Here is a 24,999-nt window from a genome sequence, read left to right as displayed (position 1 = left end):
AGCATCAACAAAGGAACAATCTTGTCAAATTCTACAGCACTGTCCGTTGCAGGCACCAAGGTTCGACTTGCCGATGACCTGTACTCTCTCAACGACTTGCACAAAGCCGCAGGCGGAGAAGCCAAGCATCAACCCGCGTTATTCATGCGTCTGGAGCAAACGCAAGCGCTCATTCATGAAATCGGAAACTCTACAGATTTGCAGAGTTTCAAAACCAAGGAAGGCCGCAACGGAGGCACCTATGCCTGCAAGGAACTGGTCATCGCCTACGCAGCGTGGATCAGCGCAGCATTCCAGCTCAAAGTCATTCGCGTGTTCCTAGATGCTGTGCAGCCCGCAGCACCTGCAATCGACTACACCCGTCTAAACCCGACTCAAAAGCAAGACCTGCGCGAGATTGTTCAGGCTATTGTCGATGCCGGTATTCAGAAGCATGGCGAGACCTGGGCACGCTTTCAAAAGAAATTTCGAGTCAACAAGTACGAGGAGCTACCAGCCAGCCGCTACGAGGAAGCGCGCAGCTATCTGATCAGCAAACTGCCTATGGGTTATGAAGGCCAAGTTGTGGAAACGACTTCAACGCTTGAGCTTTCGGATCCGAAGCGCATGGAGCTTGCTTTCGCCACTGCATGCGAGGCGTCCGCCCTGGTGCAGCGCACGGTATTCAACGCGATGATGCAAGGTGATGCGGAAGAGTGGCAGCACAGCCGCTATTTGCTGAACCTGAACTACGACAGCCAGGGCCGCCCCACCCTGCCCCATGCCCAGCCGATTGCGACGGATCAGATGGTGGTCTCCTTCAACAGCCTGCCGCAGCGCATTGCCGACGGCGAGATCATCGGCGCGACCGATGCCCAGCTGGCCACGCTGGCAACGGCCTGCACCCAGCGGCTGACCCAGCGCGCCCAGCACCGCGAAAAGCAGGTGACGCTGCCGCTGTACCCCAGTAATCCCCCCGGCAAGCGCCCTGCTTCTGCCCCATCCCTTTCAGCCAAGCAGCCCCCTGCACCCGATGAAGGCACTCTGCGCATGCTGTTCCGGTAGTCTGCTTTTGATAGCTGTCAGCGCTTGATGGTCAAGGGCTGACAGCTGTTTTGGCTGCATACGCAGAATTTGCGTCTTTATGCCAATCGCGATTCGCTGCCATGATGGGCAGTTCCGCCGCCAGTCAGAGGGGGCTGGGGCTTTTGCCACAACAGATGCGCGACCGCGCAGGGAGAGAGACCGTTGTTCAAACACATTTTGATTCCGACAGATGGCTCCAAGTTGTCCGAAGCGGCCGTACGCGCGGGGATTGAGCTGGCCGGCGAGAAGGCCGCCAAGTTGACGGTGCTGTATGTGATGCCGGATTACCGTGCGTTGATCTATGGGTCGCGCTCGATGACCGCTTATGACACGACCGAGCTGACGAAAAATGCCAACGCCGAAGCAGATGCCGTGCTGAAATTTGCCGAGGAGCTGGCTGGCGCGCGCGGGCTGGCGATTCAGAGCGTGCGCACCACTAGTCCTTCGGTGGCCGAGGCCATCATCCTGCAGGCGCAGGAAGGCGGGTGCGATCTGATCTGCATGGCTTCGCACGGTCGCAAGGGGCTCAGCGGCATTTTGCTGGGCAGCGAAACCCAGAAGGTGCTGACCAACAGCAGCATCCCGGTGCTGGTGCACCGCGCAGACCCCGTCAGCGGCTGACAGCAGGTGGCGCATGGCGTTCAGCGCATGTTTTGATAGCTACAAGCGCTTGATGGGTATGGGCTTGAGGCCATTTTTTCTTGAACTTCAAGATTTTGATTTCCATCAAGAAACCGCCTGAATACTTACTTCGGGGTGTTGCATTAGCCGCCCCGGGGTGTGAGTATGGGTGAGGCAATCGTTCGGATTGACTGGCAACTACACACACGCGCAGACGCGCAAGGAGGCTGTATATGTTCAAGCACATTTTGATTCCTACGGATGGCTCGAAGCTCTCGGAGGCTGCACTGCGCGCAGGCCTGCAACTGGCCAAGGAACAAGGTGCACAAGTGACGGCGCTGTATGTGATGCCGGATTACGCCACCATGATCTACGGCTCTGAGGCCCTGATGGCCTACAACGCAACAGAAATGACCAAAAGCGCCGAGAAGGAAGCCGACAAGGTACTCAAGGTCGCGACCGATATTGCCGCAGCCGAAGGCGTGATTTGCAAGACGGTGCGGGCGACGGATTTCTCCGTCAACCAGGCCATCATCAAGACCGCGCAGGACAGCAACTGCGACCTGATCTGCATGGCATCGCACGGCCGCAAGGGCATTGCCGGCATTTTGCTGGGCAGCGAAACCCAGCGCGTGCTGGTCAACAGCCGCATTCCGGTGCTGGTGCACCGCCCGGTGGTGTAAGGCGGGTTTCGGGGTGTTGCATTCGCCGCAGCGGAGTGTGAGTATGAGGCGGCAATGGTTCTGATTCATTGACAACCACAGGCGCTGGCGCGCAAGGAGGCTGAATATGTTCAAGCACATTTTGATTCCTACAGACGGCTCGAAACTCTCTGAGGCCGCGCTGCACGCGGGCCTGCAACTGGCCAAGGAGCAAGGCGCCGAAGTGACGGTGCTGTATGTGATGCCGGATTATTCCGCCTTGATGTATGCCAGCGAGGGGATGGTGACTTACAACCCCAGCGAGCTACGCAAAGACGCCGAAAAAACGGCCGACAAGGTGCTGCAGGCGGTGCAGGACATGGCCAAGGCCGAGGGCGTGGAGTGCAAGACGGCAAGGACCATGAACTTCTCGGTGCACCAGGCCATCATCCAGCAAGCCAAGGACAGCAATTGCGACCTGATCTGCATGGCTTCGCACGGACGCAAGGGCATTGCCGGGATTCTGCTGGGCAGCGAAACACAGCGCGTGCTGGTGAACAGCAGCATTCCGGTGCTGGTGCACCGGCCTGTGGTGTAGGGCGGCGCTTCACCACCAGCGGATAGCCAGCAGCAGGCCCGCCAGCCCTGCGGAAGTGATGCCCAGTGCGACCTGCACGTAGGCCACAGCAATACGGCGGGCAAAGCGGTCGGCCGCGGCTGCGTCCAAAGGTGCGGTGACGGTCACTTTGAAAAACATCATCAACGCTCTGATTCTTGGTCTTGCAAGGGTTGGGAAAGAAAGCCTCAGGCGGTCGTAACGCTTGGGGCTTTCGCCTTTTCTGGGTGAGCTCAATGGCTGGCCAGCAACTGCCTGTCCACCTGCACCTGCCCCATCAGGGCGTTAACCTGGGCGTCTCTGCGCTCGACCAATCCGACAAGCTGGCCAACCACGCCCGCGCCTTCGCCAGCAAGGGCTGCGAGTCGCTGGTGTTGATCTGCGAGACTTCTGCAGGCAGCGGCGTCACCGGCAAGCTGGGCGTTGCGAGTAGCGGCACTGCGGATGTCGTGCTGCAGGCCTGCAATGCGGGAAGCGTCAGCAGCGCGAGCAGTTTCCAGCACTGCCAGTTTTTGTGTGTAGTCATGGGTGTTGTCCTGTTGGGCCGCGCCATGCCCAAGCACGGCAGACGCTTTCTTTTCTGTAGCTGCTAGCGCTTGTTGTGCTTGGGATTGAGCCTGTTTTGATTGAGAAACCTCAACCTTGGCCAGCTCCAGCTGAGCGTTGGCCAGCCTGAGCGACTGCAGGGCCAGCAGCCCCGCAAGGGCCAAGGCCAGCCACGGCCAGAGACGGGATGCGCCTGTCATGCCAGCCCCGCCTCACACAATTGGCGCTCTGCCGCGCGACGTTTGATGAGGCCGGGCAACTGCTTGCCACCGGCATAGGTCCAGCGCGATAGCTCGGCACACGCGCCATCGATGTCGCCCGCATTGGCCTTGCGCACCAGGGTGCTGCCGCAAAACGCACCCTCGCCCACGTTAAAAGCAAAGCTCACAAAGGCGGCGCGTTGGCCATCGGTCAAGGGCTGACGAATGCAATCCAGCGCATCGGCATGCTTGGCCAAGTCTTTGTAGAGTATTTCCTCGCACTGCTGGCGGGTGTAGGTCTGGCCCATCTTGAGCTCGGGACCGGTATGGCCGGTGCATGCCGTGACGATGCCCACCGGATCGGGGTAGCTGCGCAGCACGGTGCCTTCGTACTTCTGCACCAGCGGCACAGCCAAAGCAAAGGCAGCGCCACCGATGGCGGCCAAGAGTTTTTCTTTCCAGTTCATCGGCTTGCTCCTCCCTTGATAGCCGTCCAGAAACCTACACAGGCGCCGCCCAGCATGACGATGGCCGCCAGCGGCTTGGCCACCTTGCCCACCCAGTTCAGCACCTTGAAGGCACCTTTCATGGCGGTAAAAAATTCCAGTAGATCCGCCAGCTGCTGCTTGAGCTCATAGAGCTCCTGCGTCGCAGCCTTCAGATCGCGCTCGATGGCGGCCATGCGCTCACTCCCTTTGTCGAATCGTTCATTGATCTGCTGGTGCGATACCACCGGCAACTCATCCCCGTAGTCATCCATTCCCTCTCCTTTCGTATGTCGCTTTCCTATTTCGTTTTCAGACTTCGATCAGCACATAGGGCATGGCGGGCGCGGGGCCGGTGATGGCGCCGCCTTGCGCATAGACGCGCACGCCATTAGCCGTGCCCAGCGGGTTGCGCACACGCAGCAGGCCTGCGGCACCTTCAAGGGCGACCAGCGCGGTGCCGTCGGCAAACACGGCGCTGATCTGCCCGGTCATGACGGGGTCATCAGGCAGCAGAGCCTTGAGGCGCTTGTAAAGGTTGGTGCTCATGCGGCGACCCTTTCGACGGTGACTTGCTGGCGCACGCGGGGCATAGCGGCAGTGACGCTGACACCGCGCACCAGGCCGCGCCAGGTGCCGTCGGTATCTGCAACCTCCAGCAGCTGGCCGGGGTTCAAGATGCCGGGGTTGGTGCCGCCGGTAAGCACAGGCATGCTGATGCTGTGCTGCAGCTTGTTGCCGCTGGCCGCCAGCGCCCAGCTGCCGCGCATGCGGGCTGCGTCGGCATTGGTGATGAGGTCGTCCTGAATCTGCGGAGCCAGCTTGTCGCGCGCGCTGAGGCTGCGAACCACATGGCCGAGCACGCCCCCCACGCTGCCGCCCGCAACATAGACGGCGTTGTATTCGGCACGCGGATCTGGCCGCAGTTCGTCGGTCACGATGACGGCCGCAGGCATTTGCACATCGGGCACGGCCGCACCCCATTCCCACGGCAGCACCGGGTAGCGCGGCGCAACGATGAGCTGCTCTGCCGTGCGGTGGCTGCGCACCACGGCATTGACCGACTCGGCCATGCGCAGCACGGCCTGCAGGGGCGTGCCCTGAAAACTCCACGCGCCGGCAGGCACCTGCCAGTCCGGGATCTGCCAATCCAGACCTACCCCGCTGAACTCCAACGTGCTCACCGCCAGCTGCTGCGCCGTGGCCACCGAGGTGGAAAGCCAAGACTGCTTGGGCATATACGGATTGCCCAGCATGGCCGTAACGCTGATGCCCTGCACCGCTACGCGGCGGCGATCAAAGGAACGGCTGCGCGCAGTGCTGGTGACCGCAAAGACAAACTGCATTCCATCAATACCGACCTGCAGACGCTGCGGCAGTCCGCCCACAGGCGCGAGCTGGTCCAGCAAATGCTCAGGCCCGTTGGCCGACAGGCTCCAGCAATAGCTGTCATCGTCTGCAGAAATAGTGACGTCAGTGAGCACAACAGGCTCAAGGCTTGGCAGCAAATGCGCAGTGAGATGGTGGACTTGCATATAGACGGGCAACAGGGGAATGAAGAACTGGGGCTGCGGCTCAGGCCCAATGGACCTGCAGCACATGAACAGCAGATTTGCCGATACCGCCCAGGAGCGGCAGAACAGCAATGGGATGGGGCCACCCACCAGTTGCTCATAGCAGCCGGGCTTTTCAGGCTCGGGAGGCTTGGGCACCGACTTTCCCGCTGGTGGCTTCATGGCCTGCTGGTAGCGAGCCAAGTAAGCCGTGTAAAGCGGCACCGCTGAACCAGCTCCATCAGTGACGAGGTGCTGCAGCCCCATCGCATCCTGAGCCACGGCCTCCAGCAGCAAGCGACGGTCGCGCAGGCTTTCCTCATACCGCACTACCCAACCCGCACGCACGGGCGTGGCATCCTGGACATTGGCCTGCAGAGCCACGCGCACACCTTGCGACTCTTGCCAGTTGACCTGCATGGTTGCGCCAGGCAGAGGCCACGCCTTCTGAAACCGCCCCTGCAGGGCCACCCCTTGCCGCTGGCCGTCCTGCCAGGCCACGCCGAACTGCTCCTGCAAAGGCTTGGCGTCTTGCGCGGTCGACGTCCATCCAGAGGGCAACGCATCACCGCTGCGGTAACTGTTGAGATCGCCTGCGTAATACGAACACCCCGCGTAGTTGTTGCCACTAGCAGCGGTCGGTGAGTTATGCGGGAACAGTACGGCAAAGAAGCCCCGAGAATCTCCGGCGAGCATCCAGTAGTTACCGGCACCTCCCGACGAAACCCGCTTGTGCCAGTAATACCCGCCTGCCACAGTCAGCGGTGCCACCGCAACACCTGTGTCCACATCAGTCATGGACTCATACATTTGCACGCGGGCATACAGGGCATTGCTGTCATCGACCCGGTAGTAAGTACGAGTCGAAGCTGGATCAGTCTGTCGATACACCGCCTTGTTGGTGCCGGTAAAAACCTTCTCCCAGCCCAGCGGTGCCATCTTGAAACTGATGGAGCCTGTGACCGAACCATCGGGCAAAGCGGTCTTGAACTCCACCCAGCCGCTGGCAACGGCAGTGACCTTCTGCTCACCACTTAGCGCGGCAGGCGAAGCGCCTGCCACCAAAATGACGGTATGGGCCTCGGCAGCGCTCTTGCCGCTGGCAAAGTTCAAGCGGCAAACGCCGTTGCTGATGACCGCCGAATCCACGGCCTTGGTTCCCCAGCCTGTGACCAGGAAAGCGTCAAGTGCGGAGATCAGTGAGCCCGCCGCGCCGTTGATAGCGGGCGCTCCGGCCATGGAGCTGTATGCGTGTTTGACGCCGGTGTCTACGATGGATGCCATATCTCTCTCCAGAGTTCGGAAATCAGTTTGTCTGCGGGCGGTTCACATCACCGCGCGCCAGGATAGAAAAGCTGTGCTCGATGCCGGTTTCCGGCCCCGGCTGGATGGTGCGCACCACCCAGAACGGGTAGATGGCCCCCACGGTGTTGATGCGCAGAATGTTTCCGATCGCCCAGCCACTGCCCCAGCCCAGCGGATCGATCGTGAAATAAGGCTTGCCCGTGGCCGGGTTGACGGGCGAGCAAATCGTGTTGATATCGCCGATGGCGATCACACCCACATGCTCGCCAATCACCCGAAACTGCGTGGTAGTGGTGAACTGCAGCACCCAGCGCTCGGTGCTGCCGCCGGCATTGGTGATTGCTATGGGCGAGACGCTCTGGTCGTACTTGGCTGCAATCCCTGGCCCATTGGGGGCATCGGCCCAGACGTTATCAATCCAGGTCTGCTGCTCAAAGGCCAGACTCACGCGGGCACGCCGGTCGCTGGCCTGCAAGGCGCTGGAGACATAGGTGCAGTCCTTGGGATAGTCATGGGTCAGCGCCCGGTTAAAGGTGATCTCGCCGGAGATCTGCACATCTGTGGCCGTGGCCATGTCTTCGATACGGTCCTCGATGGTGACCGGCATGGTCATGGCGGACACGTCGGTAAAAGTGACCTGCCCGGCCTCCAGGTCCACGGAAAAACCTGCATTCAGGGTCTTGCCATTGGCATCGCGCACCACCACGCGGGACAGGCGCACACGGGCCAGGTTGATGGTCTGGCCGTTGCTCGCCACCAACTGGCTGCTGGTCTTGGTGTGACCCACCACGCACAGAGTGCCGGGCCGGAAGATAGGCACCTTGCCATCGCTGGGCAGGCGCACCGGGTCGATGCCGATGATGTCGGCATTCATGGGCAGATAGGCATAGGCCACCGCCGCATAGCGCAAGGCGCTGGCCACAATGGGCTGAGGTTTAAAGATCTTGCCGTCCGGCTGGACGTTGGCGGCGTCGTACCAGGGCTCAGTCTCATTGCCAGCGGCCACGACCAGAGCCCCAAAGCCCAGACGCACCAAGCCGGTTTCGTAGTCCACAGTGCCGACCACACCGGGAGCTGAGATGGTGCCGTCAATGCCAGCGGTGACGTTCTGCGAGCCACCCGAGGCACGGGGAATCTGCACCGTAAGGGAGCCAGGACGCAGAGGAGCAGCAGCCGTTCTGAACACATAGGCACTGGAAATCGCATCACCCAATGTGGTGATGCAAGCCGCACGGCGCAGCGAGTTGGCATTGCCCGCCGTCCAGGATGTGAGTGCCACCCGGCCCGTGGCGTAGTTCAGAGTGCCTCGATTTACAAATCCCGCAGCCGTCAGCACCCGCAGCACACCCCTGCCGTCATCGCTCCAGGGCTGACCGCTGGCAGGCATCAGCAGGACCGAACCCGGCACCACCGGAGCCTGCACGCCCGTGACCAGGTCAAACTCAGGCGCAAACGTGACCTGCAGCGTGCGGCGGGTCGCGCTTCCCGTGGTGCGAAACCGGATCTTGACGTAGCCGCTCTCATCGTTAGGGTAGATCGAGGGAGCGCTCAGGTAATCGATGCCCTCATAGTTCAGGCGGTACTTGGCGACCTCTCCAGAAAAGCCCCCGCCGCTGACCTGGCTGGACGAGTAAACCGGCTTGGGAATCTTGATCGTGACATCGGGGTTGAAGTCCACCGCGCCCGTCGCATAGGTCACGGTGCCTACCTGTGCGCCATTGAGCATCAGCTTGCCCGCCCCGTCATCGCGGGCGATCTGGGTGGGGTCGACCAGCGTCACCCCCATCTCGGTGAGCTGCTCGCGCGTGTAAGTGCCCAGCACGGCCTGATCGGTCAGCCCCCCAAAAGTGACAGACGCCAGGCCGCTGCGCAGCATGGCCACGCCCGCCATCACCTTGGAGGCAACCTGTGCAAACGCCGCGCCCAGGCCGTAGATGGCAGTCAGCACGCCATTGACCCCGGCCGTCATCACGCCCCAGGCCAACTGCACCGTGTTGCCGGCATTGGTGGCGTATTGGCCGATGCGCTGCAGCGTCTCGCCCGTTTCGCTGGCAAAGACCTGCAGGCGCAACACCACGACGTCAAAGTTGACGTTGGCTGCAAACGCGCGGAAGAACTTCAGGCCGTTCTCGAAGGCCGTCGCAAGGGTCTGACCGAAGCGCTCCACCAGGCCGTTATCGACCGCCTTGCGCAGTGCGCCGGTCAGCTCGTCCACGCCTTTGCGCACCACTGGCAGCACGGGCTTGCCCAGCACCTGGGTCACGGTCTCCCACATGCTGCTCAGGCCCTTGAGAGAGCCATTGAGGTTGTCGGCCATGGTCTTGGCCGTGGCTTCGGCACTGCCGCCCGCCTCCCGCAACTTGCCCGTCAGTTCGTCCAACGCACCCATGCCTTGGTTGAGCAAGGCGCGCAGCGCGGGCCCGGCCTCCAAGCCCACCGCATTGATGGCACGCTCGCCGTCTTTGCCCTTGGCTGCCAGCTGGTGCAGAGCTTCTTCAAAATTGGTGGTGACGATGCCGGCAGCGCCCAGTTCCTTGCGGAAGCTGGAGAGCGGGTTGGCAAACTGACTCATGATGGAGTTCAGCGCCGTGCCCGCGCGGCTGGCGTCAATGCCCGCATCGGCAAACTTGCCGATGATGGCGACGGTGCTCTCCAGACTCACGCCCAGGGTATTGGCAACCGGTGCGGCATAGCTCAGGGCCTGGGCCAGGCCTTCCACGCTGGTATTGGTCGCGTTGGCGCCCTTGGCCAGCACATCAGCCAGGTGCGGGTAGGGTCGATTCATCTGGCGGCTCATGGCGCATCCTTTTTCGGGGCTGCGCCCTCTTCCTTGTCGCCAGTGCTGTCGGCGGTGTTGGCAATCCAGGTGGTGGCCATGGGGCTGACCAAGCCCAGCTCGGCACGGCGCTCGGCTTCAATCTTTTGCTGGTGCAGCACCTCTTCCCAGTCCAGGCCTTGCTCTGCGCATTCCTGCTCCAGGGTGGAAACGCCAATCTCCAGCCGCAGCTTGGCCGCGGTGATTTCCTTCACCGGGTCCACCCAGCCCTTGCCGCCAAACACAAAGCGGCAGCGGGTATAGGCATAGCGGTTGGCGTAAAAACCGGGCGCATCAATCACGCCAGCGTTCACCGCCTCTTCCAACCACAGCTCAAAAATGGGCTTGAGCCAGGTAGTGGTCAGCCAGCGGCGGCGGCCGTGAAAGTAGCGCCATGCCTCCAGCAGCGCAGCGCGGGCGCTGCTGTAGTTCACTTTGCTGAAGTCTTTGGCAAACAGCTCATAAGGCAGGTTCATGCCTGCGGCAATGCGCCGCTCCACCGACTGCATGAAAGCCTCAAACGCCACATTGGGGCGGCCTGGCGTAAACGACTGCAGGCGCGCGCCCACGGGCAGCGGAATCACCGCCCCGGCCTGCAGCTTGCCAATGCTGCGCGACTGCTTGACGGAGTCCTTCCACGCATCGCGCGGCTGGTCACCAAACAAGGCGGCAGATGATTCCTGGTCCAGATCCGACTCCAGAAACGCCGCCACCAGCGAATTGGCCAGGCTGGCCTGCAGCTCGTTCTGGGCGTACTTGCCCGCCATATGAAACTCGCGCATCACGGCGCTGACGATGGGCTTGCCCCGGCTCTGGCCCGTGCGCTCTTTGGAATGCAGATGCACCACACGGCGGCGGCCCCAGGGCGTGAAGGCAGGCACACGCTCCCACCGGTTCAGGTCCATAGCTTCATCGCCGCGCAAATACAGCGCATCGCCCGGGTGCGCCGCCTGAAAGTGATAGGCAATGGGCGCGCCCTCGCGGTCAAACTCCACACCCCGGCGAATGCTGGCAATACCCTGCAGGTGGGGCGGCGTTTCCAGCCGGTCAGCCTCAATCACGCTGATGCGCGTAGCCCAGGGGCTGTCTGGCCGGGGCAACCATTTGGGAATGGCCACCGCATCGCCGTTGACCATCTCGCCGCCCAAGGCCAGCACCGTCAGGCCCAGCAAATCCAGCGTGCGCGCGGCATCGCAATCCGTCGTGTCGGCCCAGCTGCGAAAGTGCGCCTCCACCTTGTTGCCCCACTCGCGGGCTTGCTCGGGGGTCCAGCCCAGCAGGCGGTAATCGGGCAAGGCCGACAAGCGCAGCACCGCGCCCACCACGTTATCGCGGTGGGTTTGAATGCCGCCGGCCATCAGCCCGTCATTGCGCACCAGGTCTCGGCTGCGGCTGGTCAGGGTATCGAGTTCGGGCAGCAAGTCTGCATCGGCGCTGCCGGCAAACGGCTGCCAGTCACGCAGGGCCAGATCGGTGTGCGATGCACCCTGGTGGGCAGACATGGCTGCGCCGCCCTTCAATGGCGCTGCGCCCAACGACGTGCGGCTGCGGCTTTGCCGATGCATGCGTGTATTGCGGCCCATGCTTACACCAGGTAGATGGGCTTGCGCGCTGGCTGGCCGGTACGGCGCAGCAACTCGGCGTTGATGTCGTCAATGGCGCGACGCAGCTGCGTCGTGTCGGCATTGAACTGCACGGAGCGCGCGCCCACCCCATCGGTGCTGTGGCTGGCCTGCGTGGGGCCGGTCAGGCGCGCATCGATGGCGGCCAGATAACTGTCGCGCCGGGCGGCGAGCTGTTCGGTGGTGAGGTGGCTGTAGAGACCCATGCGCCAAGCTTCTCAGCGCAGCGCGGACATTTACAGAGGACAGATGTCACCAAATTATGTCCGCCCCATTTTGGTCTTATGCAGCAATGACATTAGCAATCAAATTGATAGCAGAAATGGAAAGCGACGGCTATACCAGTAACATTCGCTCAATCAAAAAATCAATGGAGGGAGAAATGTCGGGCTGGATTTCCATAGCTGTTAGCGTTTTTTTTAGTGCGTCAGCATTGCTCATCACATTAGCCAAACTCAAAGAAGACGAGCGCGAGCGGGTTCTACAGAACCTTGGTCGCTGGAGTCTCAAAACCAAGCGAATCCTAAAAGCATCTTTCTATGTGATCGGATTGTTGAACTCCGTCATTGGCTTAGTCATCGTTCTTGTTCTTACATCCTCTCCCGACGTCACTCGTAAAGATTTAGGTGCAGCTGCATTGCACGCTTTTGCCATTCTTTTACTGCTCGGTGACCTGATCGGCACTCAAATCTTCAATCGATTAGATAAGCAAGCGGAGGAAATCCAAGAGCTCAAAGCTCAGCTAAAGCTATGGCAGCAGACTCCGCTTCATCTAGCTTCAGTAGTCGAACTAGAAACAACTACCCCAACAGATTCAGCAAAAAATGCCGCCAGCCCTTGTATTGAAAGCGCTAGCAGCTATCAAAACTGATTACTTGAAGGTCATCATCAGCGTGCCGGATGGCAGGCTGGCGGCGGGCTTCTTGGTGGGATAGACGGGTTGAGTCACCTGCTTTTCACGGTGCTGGGCGCGTTGGGTGAGGCGCTGGGTGCAGGCTGTGGCCAGGGTGGCGAGCTGGGCGTCAGTGGCGGAGAGGATCTCGCCGCTGGCGATGCGCTCGGGCAGCGCGTTGAAGGAGACGATCATCTGGTCGTCGGCTATGGGTTGGGCATGGGGCACGCTGGGCTGACCTTCGCGGTCGTAGCCCAGGTTGAGCAGGTAGCGGGCGTGGCGCCAGTCGGTGTTGTCTGCGGCCATCACGGCATCGAACACGGCCTGCGTGACCTGCGCCGCCGCCTGGGTGGCCAGACGCTGAGCGAGCTGAATGCGCTGCGGGTCTTGCGCGGGCTTTTGCAGCTCAGCCTCCATGCGATTGAAGGCTGCAAGGTAGGCAACTTTCCATGCTGCGGCTTCTTTGCCGATGAACCCCATCACCAAGAACACAAAACCATCGCGGGTGATGAGATAGGCCGGGTCTTTGCGGGTACGACCCATACCAAGGTCGGTGCTGATTTGTATCGGCACAAAGTTGCGCTGATAGAAATCATCCTCCACCACACCACTCAAATTTCGGATGGCTCGCAGTACAGCCTTGTGCTGCTTTCCGAAGTGCGCGGAGATTTGGTTGCTGGTGGTAGTGACCATACCGTCGTGAATCGAAAGCTCGGGTTGAGCAGATACGACGATAGAAGACGAAGCAGTAGAAATGCCAGCCATGACAGGCTCCTTGATGACAGGTTTTCAACCCATCACCCAGGCCGCCAAGCAAAGGTGATGGACCGTGCAGGGTTGGCGGACCGGACCAAGGAGCCGGCACACCCTTGCGGGTGTCCCCACACGGCCCACCGTAAAACGGAGCCATGCGCGCGCAGGCATGCTCATAAAAGCAAAAAGCCGCAAACCATAGATTGATGGCGCGGCTGCTGCGCCTTGGTTGACCGGGCCGCCAAGCCCAGATCACGCTTACGGGCGTGACTTCCGTATTATAACGCGTTATTCGAAGATTTCCATGCATTGGTCTTCGCTAAACACGCAATCCTTAAAACATATTTAATTGCTCATTCTTCAAAGAAGATACTTTTTCTGATAACCGAATTTTATCTTCTGCCTTCTTCTTTGCATGATCAGACATTAATCCGATCAAATCTTCTAAGTGCTCTATTGAACTTACATTTTTGAAAATCTTATCTTTGTTAACAAAGACTACAGACTTTTTCTTTGCACTTAACAACTCAATTACGTTGCTTAAAGTCCCTGTGCTTTTTGTGTCCCATATCATTAATCCAAAGTCAGCCGTTTCCGCCATTTTTACATCTTTTGCTGTAAAGAAGGCTCGAGAACCTTCCTTATGCAGCGTGGAAACCGGCTCTACAGACCAGGAACCAGAATTATTTCGTGGAACCTCTCCGCTGCAAAAAACAGTTACAGCCTTTGCATTCAATTCGGAAAGGTAATTTTGGACGGATGAGTCAACTCCGTCAGCATCACCGACAAGAACTTCGAAGCCCTGATCAACAATATTTGCGATACGTTCCTTAACCTTCGGGTCCAGATTTTTAATCGTGATTGATCCTGCGATAAAAACCTTTGTCGTCATAACTACTTCCATGTAAGAGCTGCCACATAAATATCTGCAATTTTTGGATGACGACGAAGGGCTGTGCATGCAGCATGCATGGAAGCACCTGAATCATATAAATCATCAACCAAAAGCACGTCCCAACGGCCTTGCCCTGGGATTACGTCATAGATATTAAGGCTATTCCCAATTGCCTCGAGTTTTTGCTCCCTCGTTTCCAGATTTTTAAGCGACTGTCCTGTAGCTTCCTTAAGAAGTAAGTTCTCGAAAACCGGAAGGTCACATAGTCGCCCTACTTCACGCGCAACTTCTGTTACCGGCTGACACTTACGCACATTCGAAGCGGGCAGACCCCTCCTCCCTGGCCACATCCGTTGGACAAGAAGGAAATGCGATGTGTGAGCCAGCTGCACTGAACCAGCGAGCAGCACATGCAGCCACGGCAGCAGGTGATAAACCGTGCAACGGCGGCACTTGCGCACGGCGAGGCGAATGCGGCCAAGAGCAAGAACGGCAACGCCGGTTGGAATCCCGGCACCGCCCTCCCCGAGCGCATCGGGGCCAAACCAGAGCACCTTGGCATCAGGGTGCTGCGGTTTGATCTCCTCATGAATGGCAACGACCAGAGGCCTCAATGGGTCTAGAACCCATGCCATCCTGCTTCGATTTATGCTGGATCTTGTGAGCAATATCGAGAGTTCCGCCTCAAACGTAAGCCAAATGCTACGTAATGGTGGCTAATTCACATTTTTCAGGCTTGTGCCCCCTTCTCCTACAGAAAGGTTTTTCCTGATGCGGTGACCATGCAATCACAGCAAGCCAAACCGGTTTGCTGGTCACCAACCTGAAGGAGTGAAGGACATGACGCAACAAGCTAACCAGCAGCAGAATCCCAACCAGCAGGACAAGCAGCAACAGCAGCAGCAAAGCCCCGGTCAACGCCAGCCAGGCCAAAACACCAACCAGCCCGGTCAGCAGCAACAGCAGACCCCGGGCCAGCAGAAAAACCCGGCTCAGCAGCAGCCCGGGCAGCCACAAAAAGCACAGCAGCGCTGAAAGTGCGCGCCCCAGCGCTTGCCAAGCGCTCCGGGGTTGTTTTGAACCACGCATAGAAAGGAGCAGGAATGCACTTAGCCTCACCTGTCATCTCATCCGATCGTGTCAACGGCACCAACGTTTACAACCCCAACGGCGACAAGCTGGGGTCCATCGACTCACTGATGATCGACAAGCTCACGGGCAAGGTTCGATACGCAGTGATGGAATTCGGCGGATTTCTGGGCATCGGCACAGACCTTTACCCTCTGCCATGGGACACACTCAAATACGACCCCGACAAAGGCGGGTACGTAGTCTCAGTCACCAAAGAACGGCTTGAAAACGCCCCTCGCTACGAGGGAAGCACATTGCCCGAATACACCGACGAATACGGCCGCCGGGTCTACGACCACTACGGTGTGCCCTATATCTAAATCCGGCGCGCAGCCGCACAGGCATTAGCGCCCAACGTTAAGAAGAACCGCAGGCCGGTGAAAGCCGGCCGCTATCCAGTTGGAGTTCAGCCCACCTCACGGTAGGCTTTTTTTTGCACGGAGATTTCCCCATGTAGCCCCCCGGCCCCGCAGGCCTTAAGCGCGACCTCTCCCCGCAGGGTCAAGCGAGGCCATCCGGTGTGATCGTTCTCGGCACAGGGTATTGCTCAAAATCCCATCCCGAAATACGCTTTACCCATACCGCAGTGCACACGCTGTGAGCTGCGGTTGGAGCGCTCACACCCGATGGTGACGACTCCCATCACTTTTAGCCGAGCCTGGGATGTCCTTTCCCTCCCTCTGATTCCCCAGGCAGCCGCAAGGCAACGGCCTTTACACCCCAGCCCACCCGCTAACGCCGGTGGGCTTTTTCTTTGCCCTCAGACACGCAGTGCAACCACGCAACACATGGCATCAAAGCCTGTTGACGCCCTGTACAGGCAAAATCTAAACTACTGTACAAATGCACAGCACTGATCAAAATAACAGTAGAATTTGCAGCAACAAGTCGCTACAGACCTGTGCCCACACCCGCAGGGCCGAAGCGGGGCCATCAAGAAAGAGTGCAAGCCGGGTGTGGACCGTGGCAATCCAATGCCGCCACCGACAGACCGAAAGCCGGGCCCTGCACTCTTCCTTGATGGCGCTGCCGCCCAGCAGCCCCCATTTTTTCCGCCAGAGCGCGAAGCGCATTCACTCCGCCCCTTCGTTGGTTTCGCCTGCTCGCAAGAGCACTGGCCCTTTTTATTCGCCCCGCCCGTCCAGCGGGCCTGCTTCTCGCCTCAAGGAGATTTCATGCTGTACAGCACCGTTCCTCAGCCAGTTGATGAAGACCTCGTGCAGCGCCTGCGCGAGAAGGGAGGCCTGTGAAATGGCCACACATCCCCACCGTCCTGCTCACGCTGCTGCTGACTGCTCTGCTCTTGCTCGCCCCGGCGCTGGAGCAAAGCTACTGATCGCCGCCCAGTGGAGCCTCACCTTTCTCGGCCTCTTTTGCCTCATCGGTGTGGCCGTTCTGATGGCGCTCACCCCTGATGCATGGCCCATGTAACCGGGTCCGCTCAACTTTGATAGCTACTCACGCTTTATTCATAAGCGCTACGGAGTTAAATCATGACAAAAATTCTTGAATCTCTAGTCCTGATCGTCGCAATCTGCCTGGGACTGGCCTGGCTGGCCAGCCCTTCTGCACAGGCCGATGAGCCCTCTTTCCCCGTAACGACACAGCGCGATGCATTTGTATGCCCAGGCATGCATGCCGAATGGCTAGATGACAAAACCGTGCAGTGCCTGAAGGAAGCCCCCTAAGGCGTTACGCATGGAATCGCCGCTTGCCAGTTCGTTGCGCAAAATTGGCTCTTCCGTCTTATTCACGACGCCAGCCAAGTCCTCCAGAAGTATCGTCCCCGCCGGACCACATCGGCATCTTGCCAGGGCCCTCATACGCCCCGCGCCCCCACTCAGAACGCATATCGCTGTGCCCCATAGGCTGCTGATATCCGCCTCCACTAGCCTGACGCCCTGAGTCTCGCCCCGGCATCATCGAGCACCCCGCCAGCGCGCTTGCGGCCGCCGCAATTAAAAGTAGAACCTTCATGGCAACTCCTTGAAAAGTGGAGTTTTTCAGGCTATTCCTGCTGCCTGTGCCCGCTGTAAGCTCTTGTGGAATAAGGACTTTCCTACCCTGTTCGTATGCCAGCCCGCCTTCTGCGGGCTTTTTTCATAGCAAAGGAATATTGATGACTGCCACCTCAGACCGTGAGGAACTGGCGCGTCTGGCGGGCATCAGTTGATACCTCCCCTTCTTCTGCAAAGAAACTCTAGATCTCCGCTCATCCATGAACAGCCCATACCCCATCGACACAGTGCTGTGCGAGCTGCAGCACCGCGACCGCCAGCGAAGCAAGTTGCTACGCGCTATGGAAAGCAAAGCAGCTACCGCCAGCCCAGCAAGCCTCTCGATAGCAAACTACTTTCAAACGCAGCTAGAACAGGCGCAGCGCGCTCACAAGTTCAGAAGCCACCACCCATACAAAAGCCCGCAAGGTTCCAGAACCGCCGGGCTTTTTTGATCAGCAAGGAGTACTTACGCCACTGTGGCCGCAGCCGCCTGACGCCGAGCACGCACCCCATCGATCTGCTGAGGCAAGGTGTACAGATAGGTCAGCAGAAAATACGTCAAGTGATGCATCTGCTCGGCCATCTCTTCAGTGGCATCCTCAAGGCCATGCAGAGCCTCGTTGCCGTCAAGCCGTAACTCATGCGCCCACGCCTGAAGGGCTGGGGTAATACGGTGCTCCGCAGCCAGCTTGTCGATTCGCTTTTCCAGCATCCTCGCCTCAATGTCAGGCGCAAATTCTTTCAGCGCGATCTCTAGACAACGCCGATAGCTACCGCACGCAGCATTCCAATGCTTGGCATTGCGGATTTTCAAAGCCTCCATGAAATTCTTGGCAACCCTCTCGGGCAATGACTCAGGAATATTCAGAGACTGCTTCGAAGGCCAAACCCCCAGTGAAGTGAAGCCGCGATCGTTCAGCAGATTGCCCTGCGTTGCCAATACGTAATTAGCTTGCGCCGCTCCTGTACGGAACGATGCCAGCACAGGCTCATCGCATCCGGCACATAAAGCCACCACAGAAGTTTTACCGGGCATCAGATGCCCCACCGCCTGCATGACGCTAAACGTCATGTTTTCCGCCCCGCAATGCGGGCACTGCATTACCAAAACTGCCATGAACACCCTCAATTCAATCGTGACCGACGACAACGCCATTTCGGATGTGCTGAATTCTGATGGCGGATTCAAGTTGCAGCAACTGGTGGACTTGTACCGCACGGCACCCGACAGAGATGCTTTTATCTGCACCCTGTGCATGCGGTTGCTGCTGGAGCATCAACAGCGCGTTTTAAGACCTCTCCCTGCAACAACTGGACAAAGCCAAACCGCGAACTGAAAGATTTCAGCGCTAGGTCGTGCTTACAATTGTTTCAAACCACTGAGACAACATTGCTGCCTACCCAGTTCACATGATCGCGCGAAAAATCTTCCTACTTCTTGGCCTTTGCCTTGCGTTCGTCGCCTCGGCATCCGAACCCAGCCAGCCGGCAACTCAGACAGATATTCAGCAGGTTCAACAGCAAATTCAGGTGCTGGACAAAGAGCTCACCGTCCTCAAAGAAGTAACGGCCAACCGTCTTGACTCACAGGACAAGCGTGTTGGAGACCTTGGCCTTTGGACAAGCCAGCAAGCCAATCACATGTCTTCTATAGCCAATGCTTCGACATTGCTAGGAATTTTTATAGCCATAATTTCTATCCTTGCTGGATTGGCAGTGTTTTTCACGACCAAGCACCATGCAATAGAAGAAGCTAAAAAGCATGCGGAGATAGAAGCCAGAAACTGGTTTTCCCAAAACAATTCTGGACTAATGACTCAGATTGAAAAATTAAAAAATTTAGCATCTGAGCACGAAAGATATGCTGATCTATTCAGAGACCTCCTGGATAAAGCAAGCCAAAAAATTCTCATCAGCAAAGACTTAGAAAACTCTGATCCTGCCACGTTAGAAGCGCTAGCTGCAGTGACCAATGCAAGCCGAGCTTTGAATGCAAAGCCTGAGGATCAATTCACAGCTGATGACCATTATGTGCGGGGTCTTGAAGATTTCGCTAGTAAACGCTTTGAATCCGCTCTAATCAGCTTTCAGAAAGCTCTTGATAAGGCTGCCACAGAGAACATTTCACCCGATAGACACGCAAATATTATCAGCGCCTGTGCGATTGCTTTATGTGAGCTAGAGCGCTTTCAAGAAGCAATTCCTTTGTATGACATGATTGACCAACTTTATGGCACTGAATCCACACCTACCGTGCGTGCACAAGTTGCAAAAGCGCTCTATAACAAAAGCGTAGCTTTGGATCGATTACATCGCTCAGAAGATAAGATCAGAGTTACTGACCTTATCGATCAACGCTATAGCAATGACCCTGATCCAGCTGTACGCAAGCATGCCGCTACCACACTTTTCAACAAAGGCGTTGATTTAGGTAAATTGAGCCGCAACATAGAAGAGATCCAAACCTACGACTTAATCGTTGACCGCTATGGCCAAGACGAAAGCTTTGAATTGCGCAAGCTGGTGGCAGAAGCTCTACTTTATAAAGGCCTCACACTAAGTGAATTGGATCGACAGGAAGAAGCCATGAAAACCTATAAGCAAGTCATTCAGCGATATGCAGGAGACAGCAATCCAGAGGTAGAGAAGCTTGTAGAGCGCGCCCAACGGCTGCTTAACAAGCTTCGAGGCGATAACGAGCCGGAAGCAGAGCCAGCTTAAACACTTCAATCTCACCAGCCCGCACACGCGGGCTTTTTTGTGTCTGGGCGCTGCGCATCGCCAACGAAGCTCCACAAAAAAGTATCACCTTTGTGTACACTCCATACCGTCACGCCAGTAAAGCGTGATCGGGATTGGCGTCCTGAAACAATTTCCTGCGGTGACAACAAAGCCGCACCCGAATCGCAGTCGTGCGGCTTTGTCGTCTGTGGCCCCAGTTTTATGGTGGCTCGGAGGGGGAGCCGCGAGGCTCGCCGGTTTGTCCGCAGGATTGTCCGGTACGCCAACCTCTTCGAGTCACCGCCCTTTGGTTGGCGTCAAAGGCGGTGGTTGTAGCAAAAGCACAATCTACGGAGGCCGCAATGGCTGACATCACCCCCTTTAACTTCGGCGTTTTTCCCGTTCGCGTTATCAGTCACGACAATCAGCAATGGTTCGCAGCCGCTGATGTTTGTGCAGCTCTAGGCATCAAAAACCACCGCGACTCGCTGATGCATCTTGATGAAGACGAAAAGGGTGTCGTTTCAAGCGACACCCTTGGTGGCCTTCAAAACATCAGCGTCGTTAACGAATCCGGCCTCTACGCCCTTGTCCTGCGCAGCCGCAAGCCCGAGGCGCGCAAGTTTGCCAAGTGGGTGACCAGCGAGGTGCTGCCCAGCATTCGCCAGACCGGCGGCTATGCCAAACAGCCCGACACCCGCCGCACGGAGCACGCGCGCCAGCTGGCCCACGCGGCCACGCTACAGGTTTATCAGGCCGTGTTTGATGCCGCAATGCAGGGTGACGAACCTGCTCACTTCACCCGCCTGCTACTGTCTTTCACCCAAGGGCCGGGCGATGCACTCGCCCCTTATGTGAAGCCGATGGAGGCCGGTGCCATGCTGATGACGCTGCCCCAGCTGACCCAGGCCATTCGCACGGATTTGATGCTGAGCGATGCCACGCTGGCCAGACTGGCTGCGGCCTGCACCCAGCGCATGGCCGAGCGCACCGAATATGAAGCACGCAGGCGCGAAAGCGGCGCGCCAACTGCTGCGCAAAGCCAGCCAGCGCAACAAGGCCGTTTGCAGCTGCGGTAACGCGGAACAGCTTTATCAATTTCATAGCTGCTAGCGCTTGATACATAAGCGCTAGCGCCCTATTTCATTCAAAACCCCGCCCGCCCAGCCACGCCGCGCGGGCTTTTTGGTGTCTGTGATGCTTTCCTCAAAAAGCGGTCAGCAGCATGTAGCGATTCCCAAAAAGAAAAAGCCCACGCTTTTGGCGTGGGCCGCTTCCTCTTAGAGGTCGAAGAAGCTTATTTGCGTGGACGGGCCAGGGCCACTCCCAGAGCGCGGCCGCCGAGCGGCTGGTCATGCAGCGTTTCGATAGCCTTTTGTGCCTGCTCCGGATTGCTCATTTCCACGAAGCCGAAGCCGCGCGAGCGTCCAGTTTCACGGTCCATGATGATGTCAGCAGCGACGACATCGCCGCAGCTGCCGAAATGTGTGCGCAGGGCATCACCGTCAACGTTGTAGCTGAGATTGGTCACATAAAGATTGGATTGCATAGTGTTCTTTCAAAGGTTGCTCAGGCATTTCAGCGATGAGCGGGTAATTAGTTGAGCGGGCTTAGCGGCGGCGCTTGAAGGCCGGTGCCGCGCCAGTGCGAGGAGCAAGATGACGGAAAGTCACTCGCCCTTTGTTGAGGTCGTAGGGAGACATTTCTACGGTCACTTTGTCGCCAGCCAGCACGCGGATGCGGTGCTTGCGCATCTTTCCGCCGCTGTAGGCAATGAGCTGATGGCCGTTTTCCAGAGTTATGCGAAAGCGCGAATCTGGCAGGACTTCATCAACGCGACCGGGCATCTCGATTAGTTCTTCTTTAGCCAAAGTGTCTCCTTTGAATAAAAGCAATAGGCATTCAGTTCAAGCTTTGGCTCATCACCATGTTTCGCCCTTCAGTCAGGGCGTAGTTGGAGGCGAGCGATTCGTTAGAGAACTGAGGGATGAATCGAATGACGCGGTCATAAGTGCCACGTCGAATGGAAACGGCAGCCAGGAACTGGCCGCTGGAAATGGGTTGTGTCAGAGGTGTGACCACATAGCGGCCGATCTGCTCTGTAATATTTTTTTGCAGCATGAATACGGACAGCCGCACGCTGAGGCGTGATAGCCGTCAAATGAAAGAGAGAGAGATGAGTGCCCGCGCCAGAAACTGGGGGGACTGCGCAGACCCATAAAAATGTTCAGGGTCTGGGAGAGTTCGCAGGAGGGGGAGTGACGACCGCGTGCTTTGCGTGAAAGAGCGGTTACCGGCGGCCAAGGGGCGGCATAGGTGTCAGACAGACGCTGTCGGGGCGAACAACCTGAACAGCGAGTCCAATGAGTATAGGTGAAAGGAAAGACCTTTGGTTTTCAATCTTAGAACATCGCCGAAGGATGTCGCCCTGAGGCGAGACACCTCCTCGCACCCTGAAAAAGAAATCGATAGACCCTTCTGCAGCAACCATGTACCGTGGGACAACTGTCTGTCAATTTACTGAGATCCTTGCCAATGAGCAAAATAAAAAAATCAACCGTCCACCATACCGTGGAGGCCAAGCGTTGGGAGCTCAGCCGGGAGAAAGAACGCATCACCTATCCTCCCGATCATGCCGGCCCTATCCAGATGGACTGGCGCAAACGCGAGAATTACTCAGCCAGTGACCTGAACTATCGCGGACGAAATAAGACTCCGTAGAAGTAGACACCCCACTCAACCCCAGCCCGCCCGGCCTACGCCGCGCGGGTTTTTTTATGCCCAATCAGGAGCCAACATGCGCCACACAGGAACGCTTTACCTCAGCAAAACCGCGCCGCAAGCCAGCATGGCCCGATGCGGCGCTTTTCAGTTGCAAATGCTGCTTTATGACCGGCTGGGCACCCACCACATCGAGCCATGGCGCGTGACGTGGACAGGCCGCAGCGCCCAGCGCTTTTGGCTGGAGCACGCGGCAACGCTCAAGCCCGGCGCGGCCGTGGTGGTGGAGCTGGAGCGTGCGCAGATCCACACCCTGCATTGCCGCCCGCCCCGCAGCGAACTGCTGGCAACGGTGGTGAGCTGCGCTCTGGTCCCAGCCCGTAGCCGGGAACTGAGCAACGTTTAGCTACACCTGAGCAGGCAGACCTACCCTTTTCAAATCTCCTGTGGCTAGCACTGCCTAGCGCACTGCAATCTGGCCATGCCGCTGCCGACCAGGTCGTCCAAGCATCCGGGCACACAGAGCCATCACCACGCCAGCTTGGACGGATACGCGTCTTTATTTTTATCCGTCGGATCAGTCAATCCCTAAAGCGCTGCGAAAAACTTTCGCAAACACACAACCATTTCACCCAAGCCCGCCATCGCCATGAGCGGGCTTTTTTACTGGAGAGCACTATGAAATTGATAGACCGCAAGGCGCTTTGCGCTAAAGTTCCTTTGTCTGATCGCTGGATTCTGAAACTGGAATCCATTGGCCGGTTTCCCAAACGCATCGTGCTTTCGCCACGTCGCGTGGCATGGGATGAAGCCGAGATCGATGCCTGGATCGAGTCCCGACGCCAGGCGAATGAAAAGGCCGCTGCGCCTCTCGCCAGTGCATCTATTCGCATGGCATCTGGGATGGTATCTACAGCCATCGCCGAGCTGTAAGCCGCGCCGCATAAGGCTTTCAAGAGCTTGTTAACCATCGAGTGGGAGAGTCTAAGAGTTTCAGCGCCCTGCTCACTTTTCCCAAGCAAGCTCGTGATCTGACGGGATTTTATGCCTGCACGGTTTCATGACAGCGCCAACTCTTAGCGGGTCAGCAAAAGCGCCTACATTTTTTTCAGCTTCTTGCTTGATACAAATCTGCTCAGGCTGCAAAAAAATGTCAAAAGCCAAGTTTGATTTCACTCCGCTTCATCTCTCTGCAAAGACATTCCCAGGAGGGCACAACATGAAAAAGCCCAGCATCAAGAGCACGAACCGAGCTTATGTGCGCCTGCATACCTATGTAACGAAACGCCAGGACTGGGAAGAGTTCGTCAAAACCTATCGGGTCGTTCTCGACTCCAACGGCAGCGAAGAACTCAGCAACTGCTTTGTGAAGGTCTATACCAAGATGGGGGAATTAGCGGCGCTTGGGCCCAATATTCCAAACCAGATCACTTTCTCCTTGCGCAAGGAGCCACCAATGTCTATTTGGACTGAGTTTTTCAACGACGGAAAATTCAACTGGCGCAATGTGTCTTGCCGCTAGAAAAAGTAAAAGGCAAGTCGCGTGCTGTTTCAGGCATTGGCCTCTCATAAGCGACAGGCAATCAACTGGTGACACAACCCCAGTGGGCATTGAAATCACTGTGCAGCGAACGCGCGGCTCAGCGCTGCTTCTATTTAGTGACGACCATGACCACCACCGCCCGGACGGCTCCCGCCACCATATGGCCTGTTGCCTCCTTGGCCGGGCCGATGGCTGCCATGCATGCCGTGACCAGGATGGGGTCTGTGTGCTGGCGGACGATGCACATGCCCAGGCCGATACGAGGGACCGTAGTAATACGCGCCGCTATAAGGCTGATAAATGTAGCCATAGCTATACCCGGGACCTGTTGCATAGCAGCCCGACAAAAGCAACACAAGCGCAGATACTCCAAGCAGCTTCTTCATGCATGAAGTATGAATGAATCAACAAATTGCGTGTATTCAAGAAGTACACCAGTGCTCAGCGCTGCGCTGCCGAGCAGCTGATAGGCATTGATATCGAAGCGATATTGAGCCGGTACAGCTGGAGAGGTTTGTTGCTTACCCAGCAATTTTTTTTGAAAAAGCAAGGTCTCATAAGACCTTGCTTTATTTGGAAATCTGGAGCGGGCGATGGGGATCGAACCCACGTTATTTGCTTGGGAAGCAAAAGTCCTGCCATTGAACGACGCCCGCATTGTAGGCAAGGCTACGTAAGGTAGTTGCCGCTGACTGCAATCACGGTAGCTAGCCGTGAATCAGTTACTAATCGTACAGCAAGCCTGAAACACTGGCGTCGCAAAACAGCCGTGCTGCTCACTTTTTAACACCGTAATTTCCCGCAAATGCGGCCTGCGCTGCTTGCGTTCCACGGCTTTATTAGGGGCACTGAAAGATATGCTGCATTGCCACAA

The 24,999-nt window shown here is 57.7% G+C and carries 33 protein-coding genes and 1 tRNA gene; 15 read left to right on the top strand and 19 right to left on the bottom strand.

The window, feature by feature from the left end; all coding sequences use genetic code 11:
• The first annotated feature begins 21 nt into the window (after positions 1–21).
• From CLU84_RS22160 to CLU84_RS08185, 4 genes are all read left to right on the top strand, one after another.
• Positions 22–1,044, top strand: coding sequence for a KilA-N domain-containing protein (locus CLU84_RS22160; RefSeq protein WP_199173705.1), 1,023 nt, complete (start codon positions 22–24; stop codon positions 1,042–1,044).
• Positions 1,045–1,227: 183 nt separating this feature from the next.
• The gene (locus tag CLU84_RS08195; protein WP_099736772.1) at positions 1,228–1,686 is read left to right on the top strand and encodes a universal stress protein; all 459 of its coding nucleotides are present in this window, start codon (positions 1,228–1,230) and stop codon (positions 1,684–1,686) included.
• A 233-nt stretch (positions 1,687–1,919) separates the two neighbouring features.
• Positions 1,920–2,369, top strand: a complete 450-nt coding sequence (locus CLU84_RS08190) for a universal stress protein (RefSeq protein ID WP_099736771.1) — start codon at positions 1,920–1,922, stop codon at positions 2,367–2,369.
• Between the two features lie 106 nt (positions 2,370–2,475).
• A complete protein-coding gene (locus CLU84_RS08185; protein WP_099736770.1) occupies positions 2,476–2,925 on the top strand; it encodes a universal stress protein in 450 nt (149 codons plus the stop codon).
• A gap of 9 nt (positions 2,926–2,934) precedes the next feature.
• On the opposite strand, the gene CLU84_RS22015 is transcribed toward CLU84_RS08185, so the two are convergent.
• From CLU84_RS22015 to CLU84_RS08145, 9 genes are all read right to left on the bottom strand, one after another.
• The gene (locus CLU84_RS22015) at positions 2,935–3,087 is read right to left on the bottom strand and encodes a hypothetical protein (protein WP_158235174.1); all 153 of its coding nucleotides are present in this window, start codon (positions 3,085–3,087) and stop codon (positions 2,935–2,937) included.
• Positions 3,088–3,176: 89 nt separating this feature from the next.
• Positions 3,177–3,689 carry a hypothetical protein gene (locus CLU84_RS08180; RefSeq protein WP_099736769.1) on the bottom strand — a complete coding sequence of 171 codons (513 nt, stop codon included), beginning with the start codon at positions 3,687–3,689 and terminating at the stop codon, positions 3,177–3,179.
• On the bottom strand, positions 3,686–4,156 hold the full coding sequence (locus CLU84_RS08175) for a lysozyme (RefSeq protein ID WP_099736768.1): 471 nt from the start codon (positions 4,154–4,156) through the stop codon (positions 3,686–3,688). Before CLU84_RS08175 ends, CLU84_RS08180 begins: the two co-directional genes overlap by 4 nt.
• A complete protein-coding gene (locus CLU84_RS08170; protein WP_099736767.1) occupies positions 4,153–4,449 on the bottom strand; it encodes a hypothetical protein in 297 nt (98 codons plus the stop codon). The genes CLU84_RS08175 and CLU84_RS08170 overlap by 4 nt, the downstream gene beginning before the upstream one ends.
• Before the next feature lie 37 nt (positions 4,450–4,486).
• The gene (locus CLU84_RS08165) at positions 4,487–4,723 is read right to left on the bottom strand and encodes a hypothetical protein (RefSeq protein WP_099736766.1); all 237 of its coding nucleotides are present in this window, start codon (positions 4,721–4,723) and stop codon (positions 4,487–4,489) included.
• The gene (locus CLU84_RS08160) at positions 4,720–7,011 is read right to left on the bottom strand and encodes a hypothetical protein (RefSeq protein WP_099736765.1); all 2,292 of its coding nucleotides are present in this window, start codon (positions 7,009–7,011) and stop codon (positions 4,720–4,722) included. The genes CLU84_RS08165 and CLU84_RS08160 overlap by 4 nt, the downstream gene beginning before the upstream one ends.
• Positions 7,012–7,033: 22 nt before the next feature.
• Complete coding sequence (locus tag CLU84_RS08155) at positions 7,034–9,829, bottom strand: phage tail tape measure protein (protein WP_099736764.1); 2,796 nt, start codon at positions 9,827–9,829, stop codon at positions 7,034–7,036.
• On the bottom strand, positions 9,826–11,430 hold the full coding sequence (locus tag CLU84_RS22350; RefSeq protein WP_233209972.1) for a phage portal protein: 1,605 nt from the start codon (positions 11,428–11,430) through the stop codon (positions 9,826–9,828). The genes CLU84_RS08155 and CLU84_RS22350 overlap by 4 nt, the downstream gene beginning before the upstream one ends.
• Positions 11,431–11,432: 2 nt before the next feature.
• A complete protein-coding gene (locus tag CLU84_RS08145) occupies positions 11,433–11,675 on the bottom strand; it encodes a hypothetical protein (protein WP_099736763.1) in 243 nt (80 codons plus the stop codon).
• An 86-nt stretch (positions 11,676–11,761) separates the two neighbouring features.
• Between CLU84_RS08145 and CLU84_RS08140 the strand changes: the two genes are divergently transcribed.
• On the top strand, positions 11,762–12,340 hold the full coding sequence (locus CLU84_RS08140; RefSeq protein ID WP_144445429.1) for a hypothetical protein: 579 nt from the start codon (positions 11,762–11,764) through the stop codon (positions 12,338–12,340).
• On the opposite strand, the gene CLU84_RS08135 is transcribed toward CLU84_RS08140, so the two are convergent.
• From CLU84_RS08135 to CLU84_RS21840, 3 genes are all read right to left on the bottom strand, one after another.
• Complete coding sequence (locus CLU84_RS08135) at positions 12,341–13,126, bottom strand: Rha family transcriptional regulator (protein ID WP_099736761.1); 786 nt, start codon at positions 13,124–13,126, stop codon at positions 12,341–12,343.
• Positions 13,127–13,448: 322 nt separating this feature from the next.
• A complete protein-coding gene (locus tag CLU84_RS08130; RefSeq protein ID WP_233209971.1) occupies positions 13,449–14,018 on the bottom strand; it encodes a hypothetical protein in 570 nt (189 codons plus the stop codon).
• Complete coding sequence (locus CLU84_RS21840) at positions 14,009–14,644, bottom strand: hypothetical protein (RefSeq protein ID WP_144445428.1); 636 nt, start codon at positions 14,642–14,644, stop codon at positions 14,009–14,011. The genes CLU84_RS08130 and CLU84_RS21840 overlap by 10 nt, the downstream gene beginning before the upstream one ends.
• A 205-nt stretch (positions 14,645–14,849) precedes the next feature.
• Between CLU84_RS21840 and CLU84_RS08120 the strand changes: the two genes are divergently transcribed.
• The 4 genes from CLU84_RS08120 (at position 14,850) to CLU84_RS08105 (ending at position 16,828) form a co-directional block, all read left to right on the top strand.
• Positions 14,850–15,044 carry a hypothetical protein gene (locus tag CLU84_RS08120; RefSeq protein WP_099736759.1) on the top strand — a complete coding sequence of 65 codons (195 nt, stop codon included), beginning with the start codon at positions 14,850–14,852 and terminating at the stop codon, positions 15,042–15,044.
• A 68-nt stretch (positions 15,045–15,112) separates the two neighbouring features.
• Positions 15,113–15,460: a PRC-barrel domain-containing protein gene (locus CLU84_RS08115; protein ID WP_099736758.1), complete on the top strand. Its 348-nt coding sequence runs from the start codon at positions 15,113–15,115 to the stop codon at positions 15,458–15,460.
• 931 nt (positions 15,461–16,391) lie between these two features.
• Positions 16,392–16,571, top strand: coding sequence for a hypothetical protein (locus CLU84_RS08110; RefSeq protein WP_099736757.1), 180 nt, complete (start codon positions 16,392–16,394; stop codon positions 16,569–16,571).
• Positions 16,572–16,633: 62 nt separating this feature from the next.
• On the top strand, positions 16,634–16,828 hold the full coding sequence (locus tag CLU84_RS08105) for a hypothetical protein (RefSeq protein WP_099736756.1): 195 nt from the start codon (positions 16,634–16,636) through the stop codon (positions 16,826–16,828).
• A gap of 778 nt (positions 16,829–17,606) precedes the next feature.
• Here CLU84_RS08105 and CLU84_RS22345 read toward each other — a convergent pair.
• Positions 17,607–18,257, bottom strand: a complete 651-nt coding sequence (locus CLU84_RS22345; RefSeq protein WP_233209970.1) for a DUF4145 domain-containing protein — start codon at positions 18,255–18,257, stop codon at positions 17,607–17,609.
• Between CLU84_RS22345 and CLU84_RS08085 the strand changes: the two genes are divergently transcribed.
• From CLU84_RS08085 to CLU84_RS08075, 3 genes are all read left to right on the top strand, one after another.
• Positions 18,256–18,477 (top strand): hypothetical protein, encoded by a 222-nt coding sequence (locus CLU84_RS08085; protein ID WP_144445427.1) that lies wholly within the window; start codon positions 18,256–18,258, stop codon positions 18,475–18,477. The genes CLU84_RS22345 and CLU84_RS08085 overlap by 2 nt on opposite strands.
• Before the next feature lie 73 nt (positions 18,478–18,550).
• The gene (locus tag CLU84_RS08080) at positions 18,551–19,861 is read left to right on the top strand and encodes a tetratricopeptide repeat protein (RefSeq protein WP_099736752.1); all 1,311 of its coding nucleotides are present in this window, start codon (positions 18,551–18,553) and stop codon (positions 19,859–19,861) included.
• A gap of 362 nt (positions 19,862–20,223) precedes the next feature.
• Positions 20,224–20,940: a Bro-N domain-containing protein gene (locus CLU84_RS08075; protein ID WP_099736751.1), complete on the top strand. Its 717-nt coding sequence runs from the start codon at positions 20,224–20,226 to the stop codon at positions 20,938–20,940.
• A 218-nt stretch (positions 20,941–21,158) separates the two neighbouring features.
• Here the strand turns inward: CLU84_RS08075 and CLU84_RS08070 are convergent, their stop codons facing one another.
• From CLU84_RS08070 to CLU84_RS08060, 3 genes are all read right to left on the bottom strand, one after another.
• Entirely contained in the window at positions 21,159–21,410 is a 252-nt protein-coding gene (locus tag CLU84_RS08070) for an RNA-binding protein (protein WP_099736750.1), read from the bottom strand.
• A 61-nt stretch (positions 21,411–21,471) separates the two neighbouring features.
• Positions 21,472–21,732, bottom strand: a complete 261-nt coding sequence (gene infA / locus CLU84_RS08065; RefSeq protein ID WP_099736749.1) for a translation initiation factor IF-1 — start codon at positions 21,730–21,732, stop codon at positions 21,472–21,474.
• A gap of 31 nt (positions 21,733–21,763) precedes the next feature.
• Positions 21,764–21,982 (bottom strand): hypothetical protein, encoded by a 219-nt coding sequence (locus tag CLU84_RS08060; RefSeq protein ID WP_099736748.1) that lies wholly within the window; start codon positions 21,980–21,982, stop codon positions 21,764–21,766.
• A gap of 676 nt (positions 21,983–22,658) precedes the next feature.
• On the opposite strand from CLU84_RS08060, the gene CLU84_RS08050 reads away from it, so the two are divergent.
• From CLU84_RS08050 to CLU84_RS08040, 3 genes are all read left to right on the top strand, one after another.
• Positions 22,659–22,988, top strand: coding sequence for a hypothetical protein (locus CLU84_RS08050; protein WP_099736746.1), 330 nt, complete (start codon positions 22,659–22,661; stop codon positions 22,986–22,988).
• 272 nt (positions 22,989–23,260) lie between these two features.
• Complete coding sequence (locus CLU84_RS08045) at positions 23,261–23,515, top strand: AlpA family transcriptional regulator (protein ID WP_099736745.1); 255 nt, start codon at positions 23,261–23,263, stop codon at positions 23,513–23,515.
• A 286-nt stretch (positions 23,516–23,801) separates the two neighbouring features.
• A complete protein-coding gene (locus CLU84_RS08040) occupies positions 23,802–24,104 on the top strand; it encodes a hypothetical protein (RefSeq protein WP_099736744.1) in 303 nt (100 codons plus the stop codon).
• 130 nt (positions 24,105–24,234) lie between these two features.
• Here CLU84_RS08040 and CLU84_RS08035 read toward each other — a convergent pair whose 3' ends face one another.
• From CLU84_RS08035 to CLU84_RS08030, 3 genes are all read right to left on the bottom strand, one after another.
• Positions 24,235–24,435 carry a hypothetical protein gene (locus CLU84_RS08035; protein WP_144445426.1) on the bottom strand — a complete coding sequence of 67 codons (201 nt, stop codon included), beginning with the start codon at positions 24,433–24,435 and terminating at the stop codon, positions 24,235–24,237.
• A gap of 72 nt (positions 24,436–24,507) precedes the next feature.
• Positions 24,508–24,735 (bottom strand): hypothetical protein, encoded by a 228-nt coding sequence (locus tag CLU84_RS21835; RefSeq protein ID WP_144445425.1) that lies wholly within the window; start codon positions 24,733–24,735, stop codon positions 24,508–24,510.
• Positions 24,708–24,781 (bottom strand) — tRNA-Gly (locus CLU84_RS08030). The genes CLU84_RS21835 and CLU84_RS08030 overlap by 28 nt, the downstream gene beginning before the upstream one ends.
• Between the last annotated feature and the right edge of the window lie 218 nt (positions 24,782–24,999).

It is taken from the genome of Comamonas sp. 26, assembly GCF_002754475.1.
GTDB lineage: Bacteria > Pseudomonadota > Gammaproteobacteria > Burkholderiales > Burkholderiaceae_C > Comamonas.
The sequence above is the reverse complement of the archived record's forward strand: the minus strand, read 5'-3'. Positions and strand labels throughout refer to the sequence as shown.